Source organism: Dorea sp. AM10-31 (genome assembly GCF_003435815.1).
Classification (GTDB): domain Bacteria; phylum Bacillota; class Clostridia; order Lachnospirales; family Lachnospiraceae; genus Dorea_D; species Dorea_D hominis.
The window spans coordinates 129806-150537 of the sequence record NZ_QTUV01000007.1 but is presented as its reverse complement, the minus strand read 5'-3'; the positions used below and the strand labels follow the sequence as shown (position 1 = coordinate 150537).

The window sequence follows — 20732 nt, the reverse complement described above, 5'->3', positions numbered from 1 at the left end:
TCTACTTTTCCTGATTCTTTTTACAATCTCAACAACTAATAAATGTTTTTTTACAGCCAATTTATACATTGGATTCTTTTATGCCTTCATATCAGCATATTGCAAGCCGATCCTCTATTCTGTCATAATAATAGGCATGATTTTCAAGAATTTCTTCCGGCAGTACACAGGCTGCATTAATGCTTGCAACCATTTCGTTCAGATTCATGCAGTCATCGGTCTCCTTTTCGGGAACAATGATCACTTCATGCACACTGCTTGGCAAGACGTAAAAGTTTTCCTTCAGATATGTACCAATCTGATTTAAACATCCTGGATATATCATAGTTGCTGCCCCGAAACTTTTCTTTTCATTCGTCAGTATATACATTCTTGCAGCTTTATCTACAGCAATTCCTTCTTCGGAAAGCACATTCTGTATTGAATGAAATCTTGCTGGAAGGTGTTTTTTCATATTCATCATTGCAATTGCAAGAAGTTCCTTTTCATCTACGTTCCATTTTTCCATTGTTTCATTGCTGATCTGCATGGAAGCCATACCGTCTTTGGTTATCTCTAAAAGTATGTAGAAAATAATCTCCAGATCCAGAATCGGCACATGTGGAATTTCTTTCAAAAATTCTTCATTCCTACTTCTCTGGACAAGCCTGAATACGATCTTATTCTTTATCTTTTCATAATTAAAAATCTCCGGCTCTTCCCATGACTGATCAAATTTCACTTTTTCATATACATTTAGAACTTCTTTTGCCAGCTCATCTACCTGGCTTCCAGACTGGTACTGTTCATAATAACCTTCCAGATAAATCGTCGGCGAAACATTCACACGCTGTTCTGAAATCACCAGACCGCTCCGGATGATTCCATTATTCTTTTTATTGTTGCATAATTCGACAGACAAAAGACACCCTGCCATTTCTTTCACACTTTTTTCCAATGCCTCAGTAAATTGATGATAAGTCATATTTCTCCTCTTTGGCCATTGTTGTAGTTATCTTCCGGAAATTGATGCGGGAAAATCCGCTTTTTACATCTTGTAGAAATTTAGAATAAATATTATGGTTTTATTATTATAAAAAAGCCTTGCAGAAAATGCAAGGCTTTTTTAATATTCTTTTAACTCGAAAAGATTAGTTTGCTCTGGATAAGTACTCTCCGGAACGTGTATCGATCTTAATCTTCTCTCCCTGCTCAACAAATAACGGAACTGCAACCTGTGCACCGGTCTCAACAATAGCCGGTTTGTTTGCTCCCTGAGCTGTGTTACCTTTGAATCCAGGCTCCGTCTCTGTAACAACCAGTTCAACAGTAAGCGGTGGCTCGATTGCGAAAGGTTTCTCCTGATATAAACTTACAGTAACTTCTTCGTTCTCTTTTACGAATTTCAGAGAATCACCAACATCTTCTGTTCCTACAGCGATCTGGTCAAATGTCTCATTATCCATGAAATAATACAGATCTCCATCATTGTACAGATACTGCATTTTCTTTCTCTCAATATATGCTTCCTGGAAAGACTCTGTAGGACGGAATGTTGTCTCTACTACACCACCGTTGATGATATCTTTTAATTTAACACGAACGAATGCTGCACCTTTTCCTGGTTTAACGTGCATGAAATCAATAACCTGACATACTTTACCATCAATCTCCAGTGTCATACCATTTCTAAATTCACCTGCTGACTTTGTTGCCATACTTTTATCCTCCTTAAATTATGTGTTTTCACACTTTATCAATTCTACTCACTTGTTCCATTCTATAATATCTGAGCGTTTTTTTCAACTATTTTTTATCTGTACAGCCCCATTTTACCGTCCTTTTCGCTCTTTTTGATAAAAATAAAGAACGATTTTCTCCAGGTAACGTTTTAATACAATCTGTATCTCTTCTTTTGGATGGATCGGCTTCACAAGAATATTTCTGATTCCGGCTCTTTTTGCTCCCCAGACATCCGTAAAAAGCTGATCTCCCACAAATACTGTATTGGAAACATCCGTTCCCATAATCTCCATTGCTTTTTTGTAATTTTTCGTTGAAGGCTTATGCGCATCACAGATATAATTCACCTGGATATCCTGATTGAACATCTTCACACGTGGCTCCTGATTGTTGGAGATCAGACAGCACTGATAACCAATCTTTTTAAGTCTCGCAAAAAGTGCTTTCGCACGGTCATCTGCCGGTGCACCATGCGGAACAAGCGTATTGTCAATATCAAAAATTACGGCACGTATTCCTTCTTCATACAGTTTCTCAAAATCTATTACATAAGTAGATGCAACATATGCATCCGGGAAAAATCTGTCAAACATGTCTATTCATCCATCTCCATTAATCGTTGTACCAGTTCCTCACAGATCTGCAGAACAGTCTTATTATCTGTCTGGATAACAATATCTGCAGCCGCTTCATATTTCTCACGTCTCTGCTCCATCAGTTCGGAAATGCCTTCGACATTCTTGCGGCCGTTCAGAACCGGACGGTCATTGCTGTCCTTTACACGTTCATAGATTACCTGTGGACTTGCTGTCAGAAGTACAACTCTACCATTCTTCTTCATCTCCTGCACATTATTCTTGCGAAGGGCAGCTCCTCCTCCGCAGGAAATAACTGTATTCTTCTTCTCCTGCATTTCCACAAGAAGATTGGTTTCCAGATTACGGAAATATTCTTCTCCATACGTTTCAAAGATATCCGGAATACTCATCTCTTCTCTCTCTGCGATAACCTGATCCATCTCAACGATTTCCATCGCAAACATCGTACTTAAATAATCTGAGATCGTAGATTTGCCTGCGCCCATAAAACCAATGAGTACAATATTGTAATCAAACAGTTTTCTTGCTTGAATCCGCTTGCTGTTCTTGCGGATACAATGGAAAATGTCACAGATCTCATCCTTGTAACGATTATCCGAAAGCTTTTCTTCCAGTCTTCTTTTCTGCTTTGCTTCCTGCCCCGGCTGAAGGATCGGCATACCATATTCTTCTTTGTATGCCATGATTTTCTCTATGATCATGCTTCTTTCCACAAGGGCATCAATAATTTTATCATCACACAGAGCTAACTGCTCTCTGTACAGTTCCAAGTCGTTCATGCTTGCCTCTCCTGTTTTCCTTACGATTTCTTTCTTAATTATGTATAAATATACATACGCTTATATATTATAGCAATATCACTTTGATTTTTCCAGTGCTTTTTTTACATCTTTCCGGAACTGTTTCCAGGCATTTTCATGTTCTACAAAATATTTCGGACAGTTCTTTCCTGTGACATCATAATGCCGAATAATATCATCCGGTGACAGAGCAAACTTCAGGCAAAGCCAGGCACACAAATGTATCACTGAGCGATAAGTCGCTTTATTAAATTCCCCCGTCTTATCCGGATGGCAACACTCAATCGATACCGTATCTTTATTCCGGTTATTGGAAGCATACGCCACTTCCCATGTCGGCACGCACTGCACGATTTCTCCATCCAGCCCTACAATGAAATTACTGCTCGTTTTTGTCACATGACTGTCTTTGAGCCCCTCAAAGTAGTTTCGGTTTCCCATTGCTGTTGCACCCGGATTTGCTGTATAATGCACAACAATTCCCTTAATCTTACCGGTTTTTATCCCCGGTCTGGAATACGGATTCGGCGTCAGAAGTTTCACTGTAATATCAGGTTTAGATGCATCAACCTGTGCATTGTCTATTTCACTGTATTTTCCAGACAGCCATTCCGGATGTAAAATCCTGATTCCTGCTGCCAGAACCATAACAATCACCAATAAAAGCAGGCCCAGCCGCATCCTGCGCTGAGCCTGTTTTTTCTGTTGTATAGTTGTGAATGATTTTTTTCTGTTTTTAATCTTTTTTGTTCTCTTCATACTACACATTATTCATATGGCATATATTCTATGCCTTTTGTAAATTCTTATTGAATAGAAAACTGATATACCGTTTTGGATGTAAATAGTTCATTCGCCTTGATAACCGGCTGCGCAAACTCCGAATGATGAATGGCATCCGGGAAAAACTGTGTTTCAAAGCAGGCAGCATTGCGGATACGGTATTCAGCTCCGCCTTTGCCTTTCTCATAATCAACATAGTTTGCTGTATACAACTGCATACCCGGAAGATCTGTATATACATCCATATGGATTCCTGTCTTATCAGAATACATGGAGGCAGCTTTGCGGAATCCTTCACCTCTGATCACCCAGTTATGATCGTAACCTTTTCCATCGATCAACGGCTGGTAATCCGCTTCTATATCCTGTCCGATCGCTTTTGCTTCATTAAAATCCATCGGTGTTCCCTTTACAGGTGTCAGTTCACCTGTCGGAATACTCTGGGCATCTGCAAGAGTAAAATAATCTGCACTGATCGTTACTTTCTGATCCAGTACATCGCCACTTCCCTGTCCGGCGAGATTAAAATAACTGTGATTTGTAAGATTCAGCAGTGTATCTGCATCTGCTGTTGATCCATAAACAATTTCCAGTTCATTCTCCGGTGTAACCGTATAAGTTACTGTCAGCTTAAGATTTCCTGGAAATCCCTGGTCTCCATCTGGGCTGTCAAGTGATAAAGTCACGCTGTTATCTGTAGATTCTTCAACTTTCCACATACGCTTATTCATCATATCTCTACCACCGTGTAGTGTATTATCCCCATCATTCTTTGTCAGTTCATAAGTCTTACCATTTAATGTAAATGAACCTCCTGCAATACGGTTTGCCACACGTCCTACAAATGCGCCAAATACACGGTCGCCTTTTTCATAACCACTGACATCGTCATATCCGAGAACAACATCCGTCGGATGTCCTTCCTTATCCGGTACGATCACATTTACAATCGTTGCGCCATAATCGGAAATAGCAACTTCCATCCCTTTTTCATTCTTCAACAGATACAATTCTGCCTTTTCTTTTGTTTTCAATGTTCCAAATGCCCGCTTCATATCTTGCCTCCTGCTGTAATGTCTATTATAACGCCAAATTTCTCTGGTATTATTCTCTTTTACTCATCTACACTGTAGTTTGGAGCTTCTTTCGTAATGTGAATGTCGTGCGGATGACTTTCTTTCAGAGATGCAGATGAGATCTTTACAAACTGTCCTCTCTGTTTGAGTTCTTCAATTGTTGGAGTTCCGCAGTAACCCATACCGGAACGAAGACCTCCCATCAACTGGAATACAGTATCTTCTACAGTTCCTTTGTATGCTACACGTCCTTCTACACCTTCCGGTACTAACTTCTTCGCATCTGTCTGGAAATAACGGTCTTTGCTTCCGTTCTCCATTGCAGCAATCGATCCCATGCCACGGTATACTTTGTATTTTCTTCCCTGATATAATTCAAATGTTCCCGGGCTCTCATCACATCCTGCAAAGATTGATCCCATCATACATACATTCGCACCGGCTGCAATTGCTTTTGTCATATCTCCTGAATATTTGATACCACCATCTGCGATAATCGGAATTCCATATTTGTCTGCCGCTTCATAACAACTCATAACTGCTGTGATCTGTGGAACACCGATACCTGCAACGACACGTGTTGTACAGATAGATCCAGGTCCAATACCAACCTTTACTGCATCTGCTCCTGCTTTGATCAGCGCTTCTGCTGCTGTTCCTGTTGCAACGTTTCCTGCGATAACCTGCAGATCCGGGAATTTGGATTTGACCATATCTACGGTACGGAGTACATTAGCAGAATGTCCGTGTGCAGAATCCATAACAACAACGTCTACATGCGCGTTCACAAGTTCCCGTGCACGTTCCAGGCAGTTTGCGGTAATTCCAAGTGCTGCACCGCAAAGCAGTCTTCCCTGGGAATCTTTAGCTGACAGTGGATATTTGATCTGTTTTTCAATATCTTTAATCGTAATAAGACCTTTCAAATTGAAATCTTTGTCTACGATCGGTAATTTCTCTTTTCTGGCTTTTGCAAGAATCTTCTTTGCATCTTCCAGCGTAATTCCTTCCTGTGCTGTAATAAGTCCCTCAGAAGTCATTGATTCTTTAATCTTCTTCGTAAAATCTTCTTCAAATTTCAGATCACGGTTCGTGATAATGCCTACCAGTTTTCCGTTTTCTGTAATTGGTACACCTGAAATGCGGAATTTTGCCATTAAATTATTGGCATCTTCCAACGTATGTTCCGGAGACAGATAAAAGGGATCCGTGATAACACCGTTCTCAGAACGTTTTACTTTATCAACTTCCTCTGCCTGCTGCTCGATCGTCATATTCTTATGAATGATACCAATTCCACCCTGACGAGCCATTGCAATTGCCATACGGTGTTCTGTAACCGTATCCATACCTGCACTCATCATCGGTATATTCAATTTAATATTTTTTGTTAAATACGTGGATAAATCTACTTGATTTGGAATCACCTCAGAATATGCCGGTACAAGCAGCACGTCATCAAATGTAATTCCTTCTCCAATAATTTTTCCCATGGTAAACTCCTTTCACTCTTATCCTTATTTATAGCTTATCGGGGTAAAAACTCCGTTTTGCTCTTTCCTATAATTAACTGGTATCATAACGAACTTTGCTATCGTTTGTCAACTTGTTTTTTTATACATACAAAATACATTTTTCTGACTATTTTGCAGATTTGTATGTAACTTTTCCCGGAATCATTCCGGCATACCCGTCTACAATCGTCTGATTCGGTTCAAAAATAATTTTTCTTAATTCTCCTGCCCTGGAAACAACTAGCACATAAGTCTGATCATTGCGTCTGCCCGAGCTATAATCGCTTTTCTTTGCCCGCTGGTACTGTCTGAGTTCACCTGTTCCAAATGGAGCCAGGACCTCTATTTCTTCTAACTTTATTGTACAGATTCGTCTTCTTCTCGACTTATGTATGATCTTGTCAACATCCAGTTCCCCATTCACAAATAAATATTCATATTCTGCATCAAATTCCAGATACAAATATATATCCATTACAAGTAATATAACTGTAAGCACTATAAAAAAAAGACAATGTACGACACCATATACACTCAGTAAAGTCGCTGCAAGCACCATTCCTTCCAGAAACCACTGACCTTTGCTTTTCTTCCTTTTAATAAGCTGTTCTGTACATATGTCATTCATGTCTTACATCCTCCGCTTTTCTCAATGTGTCTATTGTAGCACAAAAACAAGAAAAAAGAAAACTCCCCATACAGGGAGTTTTCTTAACTTTTTCTTACATCATGCCCATTCCGGCACCTGCACCTGCAGGCATAGCCGGTGTCTCTTCTTTGATATTAGCAACAACGGACTCTGTTGTCAGCAGTGTAGATGCAACACTTGTTGCATTCTGCAGAGCACTTCTTGTTACCTTAGCCGGATCAAGGATACCATGTTCAACCATGTCTACATATTCCTCAGCTAATGCATCAAATCCGATTCCTGGTTCTGACTCATATACTTTATTAATGATTACTGCGCCTTCCAGTCCTGCATTTGCAGCGATGCGGAGCAGTGGAGCTTCCAGAGCTTTCAGTACAACATTCGCACCTGTCTTCTCATCACCATCCAAATCAGCAACGATCTTGGCAACTTCTTTTGCACAGTGAATATAAGCAGATCCGCCACCTGCAATGATTCCTTCTTCTACGGCTGCTCTTGTTGCTGCAAGTGCATCTTCCATACGAAGTTTTGCTTCTTTCATCTCAGTCTCAGTTGCGGCACCTACACGGATAACTGCTACACCGCCTGCAAGTTTTGCAAGTCTCTCCTGCAGTTTCTCTCTGTCGAAATCAGATGTTGTCTCTTCAATCTGTGCTTTAATCTGTGCTACACGGTCTGCGATTGCCTGTTTGTCTCCGCATCCGTCAACGATAACTGTATTTTCTTTCTGAACTTTTACAGATTTTGCACGTCCAAGCTGATCCAGTGTTGTATCTTTCAACTCCATACCGAGTTCTTCTGAAATTACCTGACCGCCTGTCAGAATTGCAAGATCCTTTAACATCTCTTTTCTTCTGTCACCATATCCAGGCGCTTTAACACCTACTACATTGAATGTTCCACGCAGTTTGTTTACGATCAGTGTTGTAAGAGCCTCACCTTCAATATCTTCTGCAACGATCAGGAGTCTTGCTCCGGACTGTACGATCTGCTCCAGAACTGGCAGGATCTCCTGAATGTTAGAAATCTTCTTGTCTGTGATCAAAATATATGGATCATCCAGATTTGCTTCCATCTTATCCATATCTGTAGCCATATATGCAGATACATATCCACGGTCAAACTGCATACCTTCTACAAGGTCAAGTTCTGTCTTCATAGTCTTGGATTCTTCAATTGTGATAACCCCGTCATTGGAAACTTTTTCCATTGCATCTGCAACCATCTTTCCAACTTCTTCATCACTTGCAGAAATAGCTGCAACTTTTGCGATCTGATCTTTGTCTTTTACTTTGCTGGACATTTTAGCGATCGTCTCAACTGCTTTGTCTGTTGCTTTCTTCATTCCTTTTCTAAGGATGATCGGGTTTGCTCCTGCTGCCAGGTTCTTCATTCCTTCATGTACCATTGCCTGTGCAAGTACTGTAGCTGTTGTTGTACCATCTCCGGCAACATCATTTGTCTTAGATGCAACTTCTTTGATAAGCTGTGCACCCATATTCTCAAATGCATCTTCTAATTCAATTTCTTTTGCAATTGTAACACCATCATTAGTAATAAGCGGTGCTCCGAAAGATTTGTCAAGAACTACGTTACGTCCTTTTGGTCCTAACGTAACTCTGACTGTATCAGCCAGCTTATTAACTCCTTCTTCTAATGCTGCTCTTGCTTCTGCGCCATATTTAATTTCCTTTGCCATGATCAAATGCCTCCTATAATCTTTGTTTCTCTTCTTACATCTACATCTTACTCACAAATTGCAAGGATATCGTCCTGTTTTACGATAATATACTCTTCATCATCAAGCTCTACAGATGTTCCTGCGTATTTAGAATAAATAACTTTCTGTCCTACAGTGACATTCATCTTCACTTCTTTTCCGTCAACTGTTCCACCAGGTCCTACAGCAACGATCTCTGCCTGCTGTGGTTTTTCTTTAGACTGTCCAGGAATTACGATTCCTGATTTTGTTGTCTCTTCTGCAACCAACTGTTTTAATACAACCCTGTCTCCTAATGGTACTAATTTCATATTTATTCCTCCTTAAATGATATACTTATTTATTTTGTTAGCACTCACAAAAAGAGAGTGCTAAGAAACTCTAGATATAAAATAGCACTCTCTTAATATTTTGTCAACCGCCTTTGTTTAGTTTACAGTATTTTTATAAAATCCATTTTCCACATGGAAAACAAGTACTTTTCCTCTCTTATCCCAGTACCGTTCGACAATCTTTCCTCTGCATTTGACCTCTTCTTCCTCATCCGTCATCGTGCACTCATAGATACTGTCCAAAGAAAATTCTGACAGTTCCGTCTTCCCCGTTAACAGATATATGCATTCCTCTTCTTCATTATACTTAATCATCTTACACAGATAGATATTATCGTTAAAATATCCCCCGTCAAGAATCGTTTTTATCATCTCGAGTTTCACCGTATCGTCCTGAAATTTTTCCATTATATCCTCCAGTAAAATTCATCTCATCTTCAATCAAAGAAAAGGGTACCAGTCTCCCGATACCCTTATACTTCATCTTAATTGTTGCGCTCTGCTTTGATCTTATCCAGTTCCGTAAATACATAATCATTCACAACTTTGATATAAGTTCCCTTCATACCGGAAGATCTGGATTCAATAACTCCGGCACTCTCAAACTTGCGAAGCGCATTCACGATCACAGAACGAGTAATTCCTACACGGTCTGCAATCTTGCTTGCAACCAGGATTCCTTCTGTACCATCCAGTTCATCAAAAATATGAATGATCGCTTCCAGTTCAGAATAAGAAAGTGTGCTGATGGCTGACTGTACAATGTGTTCTTTTCTTGTTTCCTCCGCACTTTCTTCATTTACAGAACGAAGCATCTCAAGACCAACAACTGTTGTTCCATATTCACTTAAAATGATATCATCAATCTCATATACTTCGTCTTTCTTATAGATGAATAATGTGCCGAGTCTCTCTCCTGCGATATCGATTGGAGTTATAATAGCCTGATAACCTTTTGAGGCTTCTTCCGAAAATCCAAGAGTCTCAAGATTCACATTTTCCTTTGTCGAAAGAATGCTGAGCAGACGTTCATTTAACATATCATCAATATGTCTGCCTACTTCCTTCTGGATCAGTTCTTCTATATACGGAACACCTGTACATTTGCTTCCTCCGAGAACTTTTCCTTTTTTGCTGACCACCAGTACATTCGATGACAGAATCTCTGTCAGAACTTCACAAATATCATTAAAGACCACTTTACTTGAATTATTGTTGTGAAGTAACTTGTTGATTTTTCTAGTTTTGTCTAATAATTGTACACTCATTTGCACTCCTCCATCCTATGAAGTTATATTATCATACAATTCACTATAATTCAACGAATATTATTGTTATTTATCAGAATTTTCCTTATTTTCTACATATCCGCACTGAGCGTCACTACAACAGATCTTATTTCCCTTTTCGACCATATAATTTCCACATCTCGGACACTTTTTCTGAACCGGTTTCTGCCATGACATAAATTCACAGTCCGGATTGTCTTCACATCCGTAATATTTTCTGCCTTTCTTTGTCTTACGGAGCACAACATCTTTTCCACAAAGCGGGCAGGAAACACCGATTTTTTCCAGATAAGGCTTTGTATTTCTACACTCCGGGAATCCCGGACATGCGAGGAATTTTCCGTGTGGACCGTATTTGATGACCATGTTGCGTCCGCACTGTTCACAGACAACGTCAGTCACTTCATCTTCGATCTTGACTGTCTCTAGTTCTTTCTGTGCCTTTTCCACTGCGGCTTCAATATCCGGATAGAAGTTCTCGATAATCGTCTTCCATTTTACCTTGCCTTCTGCCACACCATCAAGCAGGCTTTCCATGTTGGCTGTAAAATTCACATCTACAATACTTGGGAAGGACTGTAACATGATATTATCTACAACTTCTCCCAGTTCTGTCAGATACAGATTCTTGTTCTCTTTTGCAACATATCTTCTGGCAATAATCGTTGAAATTGTCGGTGCATACGTGCTTGGACGTCCAATGCCCAGTTCTTCAAGAGCTTTTACAAGTGTTGCTTCTGTATAATGTGCCGGTGGCTGTGTAAAGTGCTGCTTCGTATCAAAACTTTCTTTTGTGAGCTTTGAATCCATATCCAGCCCTTTCATCAATACAGATTTTTCTTCTTTCTCTTCTCCTGCTTCTGTATAAACCAGTCTGAATCCCTGGAATACAATCTTGGAAGCAGCTACTGTAAAACGATATTTTCCTGCACTGATCTTCACAGATGTTGTCTCATATTTTGCCGGTTGCATTCTGCTGGCAAGGAAACGCTTCCAGATAAGCTGATACAGACGGAACTGATCTCTTGTCAGAGATTCTTTGATTGCCGCCGGTGTTCTTGCCGGATCTGTCGGACGGATCGCCTCATGCGCATCCTGGATGATCTTGCCGCCTGTCTTTGCTTTTGTTTCTCCAACTGCAACATACTCTTCTCCGTACTGTTCTCCGATATAAGCACGTACATTTGCATCTGCTTCATCTGAAATACGAGTAGAATCGGTACGCAGATACGTGATCAGACCGACGGTTCCATTTCCTTTGATATCGACACCTTCATACAACTGCTGTGCGATCTGCATCGTTTTTCCTGTAGCAAAATTCAATGCTTTGGATGCTTCCTGCTGTAATGTACTGGTTGTAAATGGAACCGGTGCTTTCTTTGTACGTTCCCCTTTTTTAATCTCAGCGACTTCATAAGATGCACCTTCTAATTCTTTTAAGATCTTATCCAGTTCCTCTTTGGATGAAATCGTCATCTTTTTCTTATCTGTTCCGTAAAACTTGGCATTCAGGAGTTTTCTCTCGCCTTTGACTTTCAGATTCGCATCCAGGCTCCAGTATTCTTCCGGAATAAATGCATTGATCTCTTCTTCACGGTCAGCAATGATACGAAGTGCTACAGACTGTACGCGTCCCGCACTTAAACCTCTTTTTACTTTCGCCCAGAGTACCGGGCTGATTTTATATCCAACCACGCGGTCAAGGACACGTCTCGCCTGCTGGGCATCTACCAGATCCATATCAATCTCTCTGGCATTTTTCAGAGATGCTTTGACTGCGTTTTTCGTAATCTCATTAAAACTGATTCGGTACGTTTTCTTGTTTTCCAGTTTCAGTGCTTTGCATAAATGCCAGGAAATCGCTTCTCCTTCGCGGTCCGGGTCAGTTGCAAGATATACTTTATCTGCTTTTTTCACTTCTTTTCGAAGATTTGCAAGAATCTCTCCCTTGCCACGGATTGTTATATACTTTGGTTCATAGTCATTCTCAGGTCCGACACCAAGCTGGCTCTTCGGCAGATCGCGCACATGTCCGTTAGACGCTACGACTACATAATTACTTCCTAAAAATTTTTTAATTGTCTTCACCTTCGTCGGTGACTCCACGATCACAAGATAACGTGCCATATATGATTTCCTCCATAAAATCCGCCCCGCTTTTTAGCGCATTTTCACATAATAATTCTTCGATATTTCTTTGACAAACCCTTGCAGTTCAAGCGTTATTAACTCTTCCATAAGTATCTCCGGAGCCAGTTTTGTCTCCTGCGCAAGCTCCTGAAGTCCCTTTGGAAACAAACCGACACAACTATACACCATATTTTCTGGACTTTCAAGTACTTTTTTCTCCGATGATTTATTTTGTCTGCTTTTTGACAAACAAATTCCCATCGTTTCCATCAGGTCTTCCGGACTTAGCAAAATCCCTGCACCTTGCGCGATCAGCCGGTGACACCCCTGACTTAAAAGGCTTGTTACAGGTCCCGGAAGTGCATAAACTTCCTTCCCCTGTTCCAGCGCCTGGTCTGCCGTAATAAGAGAGCCGCTTTTTTCTTTTGCTTCTATTACAAGTACGATATCTGCCATCCCGCTGATGATACGGTTACGCGCAGGAAAGTACCTGGCAAGAGGCGGGCTTCCCGGACTCTGTTCTGAAATCACACCGCCTTTTTTGATCAGATCCTGATATAGTCCGCGATGTTCTCCCGGATAACAGATATCCACGCCACATCCTAATATACCATATGTCATTCCCCCGGCATTTAATGCACCTCTTTGTCCGGCGCCATCAATTCCTCTTGCCATCCCGCTGATAATACTAATCCCGTTTTCTGCCAGCTTTTCTCCATATTCTAATGCCATTCTCTCGCCATAATGCGTACAGTTTCTTGCACCCACCAAAGCAGCCGCAGGTCTGTCACTGTCCGGCAGCCTGCCTCTCACATAGAGTGCATATGGAGGCGCCGGAATATTCTTAAGGCGCACTGGATATTCTTCCGAAAAATACGGAATAAAACGGATATTTTTCTCTTCCAGCATCTCCCATTTTTCTTTTATATCCTGCTGTTTTTTTGCTTTTATAAGTGCCTGGATTTCTCTGTCCGTCAGTATCCCCAGTTCTGTTAATTTTATTTCTTCTATATAATAAATCATTTCTGCTGTCTTTAAAATTTCACGCAGTTTTTTCTTTTTCATACAGTTAAGCCCGGAAATCCCAGCATACCAATATTCATAAATCATAAGCCTTTCCCCCAGTATTTTTTATCTACCGTACGGTATCCGATTGCCTCTTTAATATGCGCCGGAGTGATCACCTCACTTCCGGCAAGATCTGCGATCGTCCGTGCCACACGCAGAATCTTATGATATGTCCGCGCTGTCAGACCAAGTGTACAGAATGCCTGCTCCATAATCTGTTCCGTCACAGCGTCTAGCACACAGTGTTTTCGGATTTCCTTTGCTCCCAGCCTTGCATTTACCGAAAACGGCAATCCTTCATATCTCTTTTTCTGTATTTCTCTCGCTGCACACACGCGTGCACGTATATCTACTGAGCGTTCCTGCTTCTGTTGTGTATGGAGGGCCGCATAATCCACGCGCGGTGTTTCGATGCAGATATCCAACCGGTCTAAAAACGGCTGACTGATCCTTGCCAGATAATTCTGGATCTGCTGTGGTGTGCATGTACACGTCTGAGCCGGATAATTTCCGCAGGGACATGGGTTCATTGCCGCAACAAGCATGAAATCTGCCGGAAATGTATAATTTGCCTGATTCCTGGCGAGATGGATCTTCTGCTCTTCCAAAGGCTGGCGGAGCACTTCCAGAACAGACTTTTTAAACTCCGCAAGCTCGTCCAGGAAGAGGACACCTCCATGTGCCAGACTGATCTCTCCCGGAACCGGGTAATTCCCGCCACCGATCAATGCCGCTTTTGTAACCGTATGATGCACCTCCCGGAACGGTCTTCCTAACATCAACGGATGGGTTTCCTCCACTTTTCCAACGACACTGTAGAGACTTGTAACTTCCATCGATTCTTCCAATGAAGGCTTCGGTAAAATGGTTGGAATTCTCTTTGCAGCCATCGTCTTTCCACTTCCCGGTGGCCCAACTAACAGCAGATTATGTCCACCGGCAACCGCCACTGTCGCAGCTCTTTTTACAATTTCTTGTCCCTGTATCTCACTGTAATCCAAAAGTTCCGAATCCAACAGTCTCCCACATTCTCTGGCATCTTTGCACATCGCCGGTTCCAGCTTTTTTTCTCCTTTCAGATAACTGCACACTTCCTCCAGTGAATTCACACCATATACCGTGATCTTTTCTACCAGTGCACCTTCCGCCGCATTCTGCTCCGGTACAATGCAGCATTTAAAGCCTTCTCTTCCTGCTTTCTGTACGATTGGTAAAATTCCGGAGACCTTTTGTACACTTCCGTCCAGCCCCAGTTCACCGGCAACCATTACATCTCGCAATCGTTCTTCTGGAAATATTTCAAGTGCTGCCATAATACTTAATGCAATAGGAAGGTCAAACGCTGTTCCTTTTTTCCTTATTGAGCCGGGCGCCAGATTTACAATGATTTTCTTCGGAGGCAGCACAATACCACTGTTACGGATCGCTGTCCGCACACGTTCTGCTGCCTCCCGTACCTCACCGGACAGATATCCCACCATATGAAACACAGGCAGACCATTGCTGACATCTGCCTCCACCTGTATCATCTTCGCTTCAACACCCTGAATCACTGCTGAATTTACTATACAAACTCCCATGTATCCACCTCTTTCTTCCTGCTTATTCCATGCGTTTACTGCTGTACCTGCAAAACTCCGCCAGCGACAGTTTCCTCCGGCTGCTATAACAGCTAAAAAAATGTACGCAGTTTTTCGATCGCACTTTTCTCAATCCGTGATACATAAGAACGAGAAATTCCAAGCTGTCCGGCAATCTCCCTCTGCGTATACTCCTCTTCCCCATAAAGTCCGTATCGCATTTTCAGAACCAGCCGTTCTCTCTGAGATAATTCCGACTCCATTTTTGCATACAAAATCCGGACCGATTCTTTTAATTCCGCATGTCTGTGCGCATCTTCTTCTTTTGTTTCGATCACATCAAAAAGCTGGATTTCATTGCCTTCCCTGTCTGTCCCGATCGGCTCGTACAGTGAAATTTCCCGGGACATTTTTTTCTTCGCACGCAGATGCATCAATATCTCATTTTCAATGCACCGCGCCGCATATGTTCCCAGACGCACACGTTTTTCCGGATCAAAACTTACAACTGCTTTAATAAGCCCGATTGTCCCGATCGACAAAAGATCTTCCACATCCTCCTCTCTGGATGGATATTTTTTCACAATATGTGCAACAAGGCGCAAATTCCGTTCGATCAGAATATGTTTTGCTTTCAGGTCGCCCTCTGTATACTTTTGCATATAATAAGCTTCTTCTGCTGCAGTGAGGGGTTTCGGAAATGATTTCAAGGAACGCACCTCTCAGGGTATTTGCTTATAGTTTATGTAAGAGTATTCTTTTTTGTGCTTTTCCATCTGTTATGATCTTTTTCTGGTATTTTGTTGGATCGTATCTGTTTATGTCTTTGTTGAAAAATTATAAGATCTGTTTATGAAAACCATCACGCATATGTGACAATTTCAGATTATAGATGTTCCGGTTAAGATCTGCCGGACTCTCTTTCTTATGTGGCTAATAGTATACTGTATCTCTGCCGAAAATACAATCATTTTTTATAAAAGCGCTTTAGGACGAAGTTTTCTGGCATAGAAAAGAATGCCAGACAGCGTCCACATATAATAGGTTTCTCTGTCTGACATCCTATATTCTCAAATCATCTGTTTTTAAGCCTCTATGTCTTCCGCTCTTCTTAAAATATCATACTTCTCTGCTTTTTTATCCAGTTCGACATAGAGAACCTGTTTGGAATGCGGGGCACTCTCCTGTGTTTCCCCGTCTTCATTGATAATCGCCCGGACAACCGTCTCTATGTTTTGTCCATCCGGCTTCATAATCTCAATCGTCTCGCCAACCGAGAATTTATTTCTCTGCTCAATGCGATATCTTCCGTCTGACTCTTTGCCAATAATTCCAAGATATGTGTATTCTCTTACATAAGTGTTGCTGTCATAAATCTGACTTGTCTCATCCGGTTTTCCAAAGTAAAATCCGGTTGTAAACTGCCGGTATGTGCAATTTGAAATCTGATCCAGATACCACAGCATATGTTCTTCATACAGCTTCGGATCTTTCAGATAGTCATCAATCGCAAGGCGGTATGTTCTTGCAACTGTTGCGACATACAGCGCCGTCTTCATACGTCCTTCAATCTTGAAACTGTCAATTCCTGCTTCGACCATCTCCGGAATGTGCTCGATCATACAAAGATCCTTGGAATTGAAAATGTAAGTTCCTCTTTCATTTTCATATACCGGCATATACTGTCCCGGCCTTTTTTCCTCTACAACTGCATATTTCCAACGGCACGGGTGTGTACAGGCTCCCTGATTCGCATCTCTTCCGGTAAAGAAATTGCTGAGCAGACATCTTCCGGAATAAGAAATGCACATTGCACCGTGAATAAAACTTTCAATCTCCATCTCCTCCGGAATATGCTTACGAATCTCAGAAATCTCTTTCAAGGACAGTTCTCTTGCCGAAACTACTCTTTTTGCTCCCTGTTTCCACCAGAAATTGTAAGTACCATAATTTGTATTATTCGCCTGTGTACTGACATGGCGTTCAATGTCCGGGCAGATTTCTTTTGCCATTTCAAAGATTGCCGGATCTGCAATGATCAGCGCATCTGGTTTTAATTCCTTCAATTCGCAGAGATATTCCCGCACGCCTTCCAGATCATCATTATGTGCCAGAATATTTACGGTAACATGCACACGTACACCATGTTCATGCGCAAAACGGATTCCGGCAGCCATATCATCTTTTGAAAAATTCTTTGCTTTTGCACGTAATCCGAATGCCTCTCCTCCGATATAAACAGCATCGGCTCCAAACATAACCGCCACTTTGAGTACTTCCAGATTACTTGCTGGAATTAATAATTCCGGTCGTCTACCATTCATCTTACTTTTCTTCCTCCTTTTTCACACTCAGTGCCACCCCGTCTCCCAGTGGAAGAATGGATGTCCGAAGTCCTTCGTGGTGTTTCAGTTCATACAAGTATTCCCGCATGCGACTGTGAATTGTACGATTCCTTCTTTCAACAGCAAATCTTGACTGTGTAATATCGCCGTCTTGAAGTACATTGTCTGACATCAGTACTCCTTCCGGCGCCAACAGACGCAGTACTTCCGGCATATAATGAATATACTGTCCTTTCGCTGCGTCCATAAAAATAAAATCATACGGTCCTTCCAGCGTTTTCATCACTTCAAGAGCATCTCCCTCCAGCAGTGTGATCTTATCTTCTTTCTCCGCCCTGGCAAAATTTGCTCTGGCAACCGGGATTCTTTTTTCATAATTCTCAATCGTGATAATATGTCCGTCCTTTGGCATATAATGGCTCATTAAGACAGCCGAAAAACCTACTGCGGTTCCTACTTCCAGAATTCTTTTCGGTTTCTGTATCGTCAATAATACTTTCAGGAAACTCTGTGTCTCTTTTCGGATGATCGGCACATAAGCTTCCAGCGCTTCTTTTTCAATCTCTTCGATCACCGGAATATCCGGCATTTCCAGAGAATGTAGGTAGGTTGTAATTCTGTCATCTACGATCACAAAGTCTTCCTCCTTCTGACATAATACAGGACGTAGTAAAGACTGCTCTACTACGTCCTTTTTCTTCTATACGTCCATAATGATCGGAAGGATCATCGGTTTACGTTTTGTTCTCTTCCAGATAAACTCATTCATCGTATCACGGATCACAAGCTTAATCTTGCTCCAGTCCGCATTTCTCTGATGTGTCAGACAATCTTCCACGGCATTTGTCAGAACATTGCGTGCCTCTTCCATCAATCCTTCAGATTCTCTCACATATACAAATCCTCTGGATACAATATCCGGTCCCGCAAGCAACTGATTACTTCCTTTCTCAAGCGTCAGTACAACGATCAAAATTCCGTCTTCAGCAAGGTGCTGACGGTCTCTCAACACAATATTCCCAACATCTCCAACGCCAAGTCCGTCTACAAGGATCTCGCCTGTGTGAACCTTATCCACAACTTTTGCTTCATTCTCACTGACTTCCAGTACATCTCCGGACTGTAACAGGAAAATATTTTCCTTCGGAATACCCAGGGATCTTGCTACTCCCGCATTGGCCTTCAAATGACGGTATTCTCCATGAACCGGAATCGCATATTTCGGTTTTACAAGAGAATAAATAAGCTTCAGTTCTTCCTGGCAGGCATGCCCGGATACATGTGCATCCTGGAAAATAACATTGGCACCTTTGGAAGAAAGCTCATTAATAACCTTGGAAACAGATTTTTCATTTCCAGGAATCGGATTAGAACTGAAAATAACTGTATCACCCGGCATAATTGTAACCTTCTTATGCACATCTGCCGCCATACGCGACAGTGCTGCCATAGATTCTCCCTGACTTCCTGTCGTGATCAGGACCGTCTTCTCCGGTGGATAGTTTTTCAGCTGATCAATCTCAATCAATGTCTTGTCCGGCACATTCAGATAACCTAATTCCTGTGCAACCTGAATGATATTTACCATACTTCGTCCTTCTACAACAACCTTACGGTTGTATTTGCATGCAGAGTTAATGATCTGCTGAACACGATCTACATTTGAAGCGAATGTAGCAATAATAATTCTCGTATTCTGATGCTCTGCAAAAATATGGTCAAATGTAATTCCTACTGTACGCTCTGACTGAGTAAATCCCGGTCTCTCTGCATTCGTACTGTCTGACATCAGCGCCAGAACGCCTTTTTTGCCAATCTCTGCGAAACGCTGCAAATCGATTGCATCTCCGAATACAGGCGTATAGTCTACTTTGAAGTCTCCAGTATGCACAACAATACCTGCCGGAGAGTAAATTGCAAGCGCTGCTGCATCCTGAATGCTGTGATTTGTTTTAATAAATTCAATCCTGAACTTGCCAAGATTAATAGACTGTCCATGTCTGACTACTTTTCTGCGCGTACTGCGGAGAAGATTATGCTCTGAGAGCTTCTTCTCAATAATTCCCATTGTCAATTTCGTTGCATAAATCGGAAGATTCATCTCACGAAGTACATAAGATAATGCTCCAATATGATCCTCGTGTCCGTGTGTGATCACAAATCCTTTTACTTTCTGAATGTTCTCTTTCAGATATGTCACATCCGGAATAACGAGATCGATTCCGAGCATATCATCTTCTGGGAATGCAAGACCGCAGTCCACAACAATAATACTGTCTTCAAACTCAAAGGCAGTAATGTTCATTCCGATCTTCTCCAGACCTCCAAGCGGAATGATACGCAATTTTCCGTTGTTTTCTCTTTTCAATTTAACACCTCCATGTGCCTCTCCGTACTACTTTTTCCGGCATTTTTTACACTGTCCGTAGAATTTCAGCTCATGGTCCAACACATGGAATCCTGTCTCTTCCTCAATATGACGTTCTAGTCCGTCCAGCAGATCGTCCCTGAAAGGGAACACTTTTCCACATGTTTTACAGATCAGATGATGGTGATGATGGTGTGGCTCACCCTCTCCGTCATTTGCCTCACCAATCTCATATCGCACACATCCGTCATCCAGATTGATCTTATCCACCAACTGCATCTCGAGCAAAAGCTGCACTGTCCTGTATATCGTCGCCAGTCCAATCTCCGGATAGTCTTCTTTTACAAGTTCATAGATATCCTCCGCAGTCATGTGTCTGTCCCGATGTGCGGCAAGGACTTCCAGAACGAGCAATCTCTGGTTTGTAACTTTCAAACCTTTTTCTTTCAGCATTTGTTTAAACTTTTCCTGACTGATAGACATAAAGTTCTTACCTTTCAATCTCAATATCTTCCAGTAACTCCTCGAACACTTTTAAAATTGCTGACAATTCTTTCTCGTCTTCTACAATCTCATAAATGCTCTCTTTTTCTTCTTCCGCTGATGTATCTTTTAAAATTAAACACTCTGCATCGTCTTCTTCTGAATCCGTCACAAGAATGTAAGACACTCCATTTAATTTCGTCTGTTCCAGCACAAAGAATTCTGTCTCTTCCTGCAGTTCATCCGATGTAAATCTTATTTTTTCCATACAAAA

Annotated in this window: 21 protein-coding genes; all 21 read right to left on the bottom strand. The window is 41.5% G+C overall.

Going from position 1 to position 20732, the window contains the following annotated elements:
• Positions 1–91: 91 nt before the first annotated feature.
• On the bottom strand, positions 92–964 hold the full coding sequence (locus DW125_RS11065; RefSeq protein ID WP_021861588.1) for a DUF5688 family protein: 873 nt from the start codon (positions 962–964) through the stop codon (positions 92–94).
• A 166-nt stretch (positions 965–1130) separates the two neighbouring features.
• Complete coding sequence (gene efp, locus DW125_RS11060) at positions 1131–1697, bottom strand: elongation factor P (RefSeq protein ID WP_021861589.1); 567 nt, start codon at positions 1695–1697, stop codon at positions 1131–1133.
• 114 nt (positions 1698–1811) lie between these two features.
• On the bottom strand, positions 1812–2315 hold the full coding sequence (locus tag DW125_RS11055; protein WP_117538153.1) for a YqeG family HAD IIIA-type phosphatase: 504 nt from the start codon (positions 2313–2315) through the stop codon (positions 1812–1814).
• A 2-nt stretch (positions 2316–2317) separates the two neighbouring features.
• Complete coding sequence (locus tag DW125_RS11050) at positions 2318–3100, bottom strand: shikimate kinase (RefSeq protein ID WP_117538152.1); 783 nt, start codon at positions 3098–3100, stop codon at positions 2318–2320.
• 78 nt (positions 3101–3178) lie between these two features.
• Positions 3179–3889, bottom strand: a complete 711-nt coding sequence (locus DW125_RS11045; protein WP_408640160.1) for a peptidoglycan recognition protein family protein — start codon at positions 3887–3889, stop codon at positions 3179–3181.
• Between the two features lie 38 nt (positions 3890–3927).
• Positions 3928–4959 (bottom strand): aldose epimerase family protein, encoded by a 1032-nt coding sequence (locus tag DW125_RS11040; protein ID WP_021861593.1) that lies wholly within the window; start codon positions 4957–4959, stop codon positions 3928–3930.
• A gap of 59 nt (positions 4960–5018) precedes the next feature.
• The gene (guaB, locus tag DW125_RS11035; protein ID WP_021861594.1) at positions 5019–6473 is read right to left on the bottom strand and encodes an IMP dehydrogenase; all 1455 of its coding nucleotides are present in this window, start codon (positions 6471–6473) and stop codon (positions 5019–5021) included.
• 148 nt (positions 6474–6621) lie between these two features.
• Positions 6622–7122 carry a DUF6106 family protein gene (locus tag DW125_RS11030; protein ID WP_021861595.1) on the bottom strand — a complete coding sequence of 167 codons (501 nt, stop codon included), beginning with the start codon at positions 7120–7122 and terminating at the stop codon, positions 6622–6624.
• Positions 7123–7216: 94 nt separating this feature from the next.
• Positions 7217–8842 (bottom strand): chaperonin GroEL, encoded by a 1626-nt coding sequence (groL, locus tag DW125_RS11025; protein ID WP_021861596.1) that lies wholly within the window; start codon positions 8840–8842, stop codon positions 7217–7219.
• Between the two features lie 47 nt (positions 8843–8889).
• Positions 8890–9174: a co-chaperone GroES gene (locus DW125_RS11020; protein WP_117538150.1), complete on the bottom strand. Its 285-nt coding sequence runs from the start codon at positions 9172–9174 to the stop codon at positions 8890–8892.
• A 117-nt stretch (positions 9175–9291) separates the two neighbouring features.
• Complete coding sequence (locus DW125_RS11015; protein WP_021861598.1) at positions 9292–9603, bottom strand: hypothetical protein; 312 nt, start codon at positions 9601–9603, stop codon at positions 9292–9294.
• Between the two features lie 77 nt (positions 9604–9680).
• Complete coding sequence (codY, locus tag DW125_RS11010; RefSeq protein ID WP_021861599.1) at positions 9681–10463, bottom strand: GTP-sensing pleiotropic transcriptional regulator CodY; 783 nt, start codon at positions 10461–10463, stop codon at positions 9681–9683.
• Positions 10464–10529: 66 nt separating this feature from the next.
• A complete protein-coding gene (gene topA / locus DW125_RS11005) occupies positions 10530–12611 on the bottom strand; it encodes a type I DNA topoisomerase (protein WP_021861600.1) in 2082 nt (693 codons plus the stop codon).
• Positions 12612–12644: 33 nt separating this feature from the next.
• Positions 12645–13724, bottom strand: a complete 1080-nt coding sequence (dprA, locus tag DW125_RS11000; protein WP_021861601.1) for a DNA-processing protein DprA — start codon at positions 13722–13724, stop codon at positions 12645–12647.
• Positions 13721–15262 carry a YifB family Mg chelatase-like AAA ATPase gene (locus DW125_RS10995; protein ID WP_117538149.1) on the bottom strand — a complete coding sequence of 514 codons (1542 nt, stop codon included), beginning with the start codon at positions 15260–15262 and terminating at the stop codon, positions 13721–13723. Before DW125_RS10995 ends, dprA begins: the two co-directional genes overlap by 4 nt.
• A 92-nt stretch (positions 15263–15354) precedes the next feature.
• On the bottom strand, positions 15355–15972 hold the full coding sequence (gene sigK / locus DW125_RS10990) for an RNA polymerase sporulation sigma factor SigK (RefSeq protein ID WP_117538148.1): 618 nt from the start codon (positions 15970–15972) through the stop codon (positions 15355–15357).
• A 375-nt stretch (positions 15973–16347) separates the two neighbouring features.
• Positions 16348–17586: a peptidase U32 family protein gene (locus DW125_RS10985; protein WP_117538147.1), complete on the bottom strand. Its 1239-nt coding sequence runs from the start codon at positions 17584–17586 to the stop codon at positions 16348–16350.
• A 1-nt stretch (position 17587) separates the two neighbouring features.
• Positions 17588–18241 (bottom strand): O-methyltransferase, encoded by a 654-nt coding sequence (locus tag DW125_RS10980; protein ID WP_117538146.1) that lies wholly within the window; start codon positions 18239–18241, stop codon positions 17588–17590.
• Between the two features lie 66 nt (positions 18242–18307).
• Positions 18308–19975 (bottom strand): ribonuclease J, encoded by a 1668-nt coding sequence (locus tag DW125_RS10975; RefSeq protein WP_021861606.1) that lies wholly within the window; start codon positions 19973–19975, stop codon positions 18308–18310.
• Positions 19976–20002: 27 nt separating this feature from the next.
• Entirely contained in the window at positions 20003–20458 is a 456-nt protein-coding gene (locus DW125_RS10970; RefSeq protein WP_021861607.1) for a Fur family transcriptional regulator, read from the bottom strand.
• Between the two features lie 7 nt (positions 20459–20465).
• A complete protein-coding gene (locus DW125_RS10965) occupies positions 20466–20726 on the bottom strand; it encodes a DUF1292 domain-containing protein (RefSeq protein WP_117538145.1) in 261 nt (86 codons plus the stop codon).
• Positions 20727–20732: the final 6 nt, after the last annotated feature.

Excerpts from the sequence above, each read along its gene's own strand:
- DW125_RS11065 (WP_021861588.1), bottom strand. The coding sequence starts at position 964 with ATGACTTATCATCAATTTACTGAGGCATTGGAAAAAAGTGTGAAAGAA.
- efp (WP_021861589.1), bottom strand. The coding sequence starts at position 1,697 with ATGGCAACAAAGTCAGCAGGTGAATTTAGAAATGGTATGACACTGGAG.
- DW125_RS11055 (WP_117538153.1), bottom strand. The coding sequence starts at position 2,315 with ATGTTTGACAGATTTTTCCCGGATGCATATGTTGCATCTACTTATGTA.
- DW125_RS11050 (WP_117538152.1), bottom strand. The coding sequence starts at position 3,100 with ATGAACGACTTGGAACTGTACAGAGAGCAGTTAGCTCTGTGTGATGAT.
- DW125_RS11045 (WP_408640160.1), bottom strand. The coding sequence starts at position 3,889 with ATGTGTAGTATGAAGAGAACAAAAAAGATTAAAAACAGAAAAAAATCA.
- DW125_RS11040 (WP_021861593.1), bottom strand. The coding sequence starts at position 4,959 with ATGAAGCGGGCATTTGGAACATTGAAAACAAAAGAAAAGGCAGAATTG.
- guaB (WP_021861594.1), bottom strand. The coding sequence starts at position 6,473 with ATGGGAAAAATTATTGGAGAAGGAATTACATTTGATGACGTGCTGCTT.
- DW125_RS11030 (WP_021861595.1), bottom strand. The coding sequence starts at position 7,122 with ATGAATGACATATGTACAGAACAGCTTATTAAAAGGAAGAAAAGCAAA.
- groL (WP_021861596.1), bottom strand. The coding sequence starts at position 8,842 with ATGGCAAAGGAAATTAAATATGGCGCAGAAGCAAGAGCAGCATTAGAA.
- DW125_RS11020 (WP_117538150.1), bottom strand. The coding sequence starts at position 9,174 with ATGAAATTAGTACCATTAGGAGACAGGGTTGTATTAAAACAGTTGGTT.
- DW125_RS11015 (WP_021861598.1), bottom strand. The coding sequence starts at position 9,603 with ATGGAAAAATTTCAGGACGATACGGTGAAACTCGAGATGATAAAAACG.
- codY (WP_021861599.1), bottom strand. The coding sequence starts at position 10,463 with ATGAGTGTACAATTATTAGACAAAACTAGAAAAATCAACAAGTTACTT.
- topA (WP_021861600.1), bottom strand. The coding sequence starts at position 12,611 with ATGGCACGTTATCTTGTGATCGTGGAGTCACCGACGAAGGTGAAGACA.
- dprA (WP_021861601.1), bottom strand. The coding sequence starts at position 13,724 with ATGATTTATGAATATTGGTATGCTGGGATTTCCGGGCTTAACTGTATG.
- DW125_RS10995 (WP_117538149.1), bottom strand. The coding sequence starts at position 15,262 with ATGGGAGTTTGTATAGTAAATTCAGCAGTGATTCAGGGTGTTGAAGCG.
- DW125_RS10985 (WP_117538147.1), bottom strand. The coding sequence starts at position 17,586 with ATGAATGGTAGACGACCGGAATTATTAATTCCAGCAAGTAATCTGGAA.
- DW125_RS10970 (WP_021861607.1), bottom strand. The coding sequence starts at position 20,458 with ATGTCTATCAGTCAGGAAAAGTTTAAACAAATGCTGAAAGAAAAAGGT.
- DW125_RS10965 (WP_117538145.1), bottom strand. The coding sequence starts at position 20,726 with ATGGAAAAAATAAGATTTACATCGGATGAACTGCAGGAAGAGACAGAA.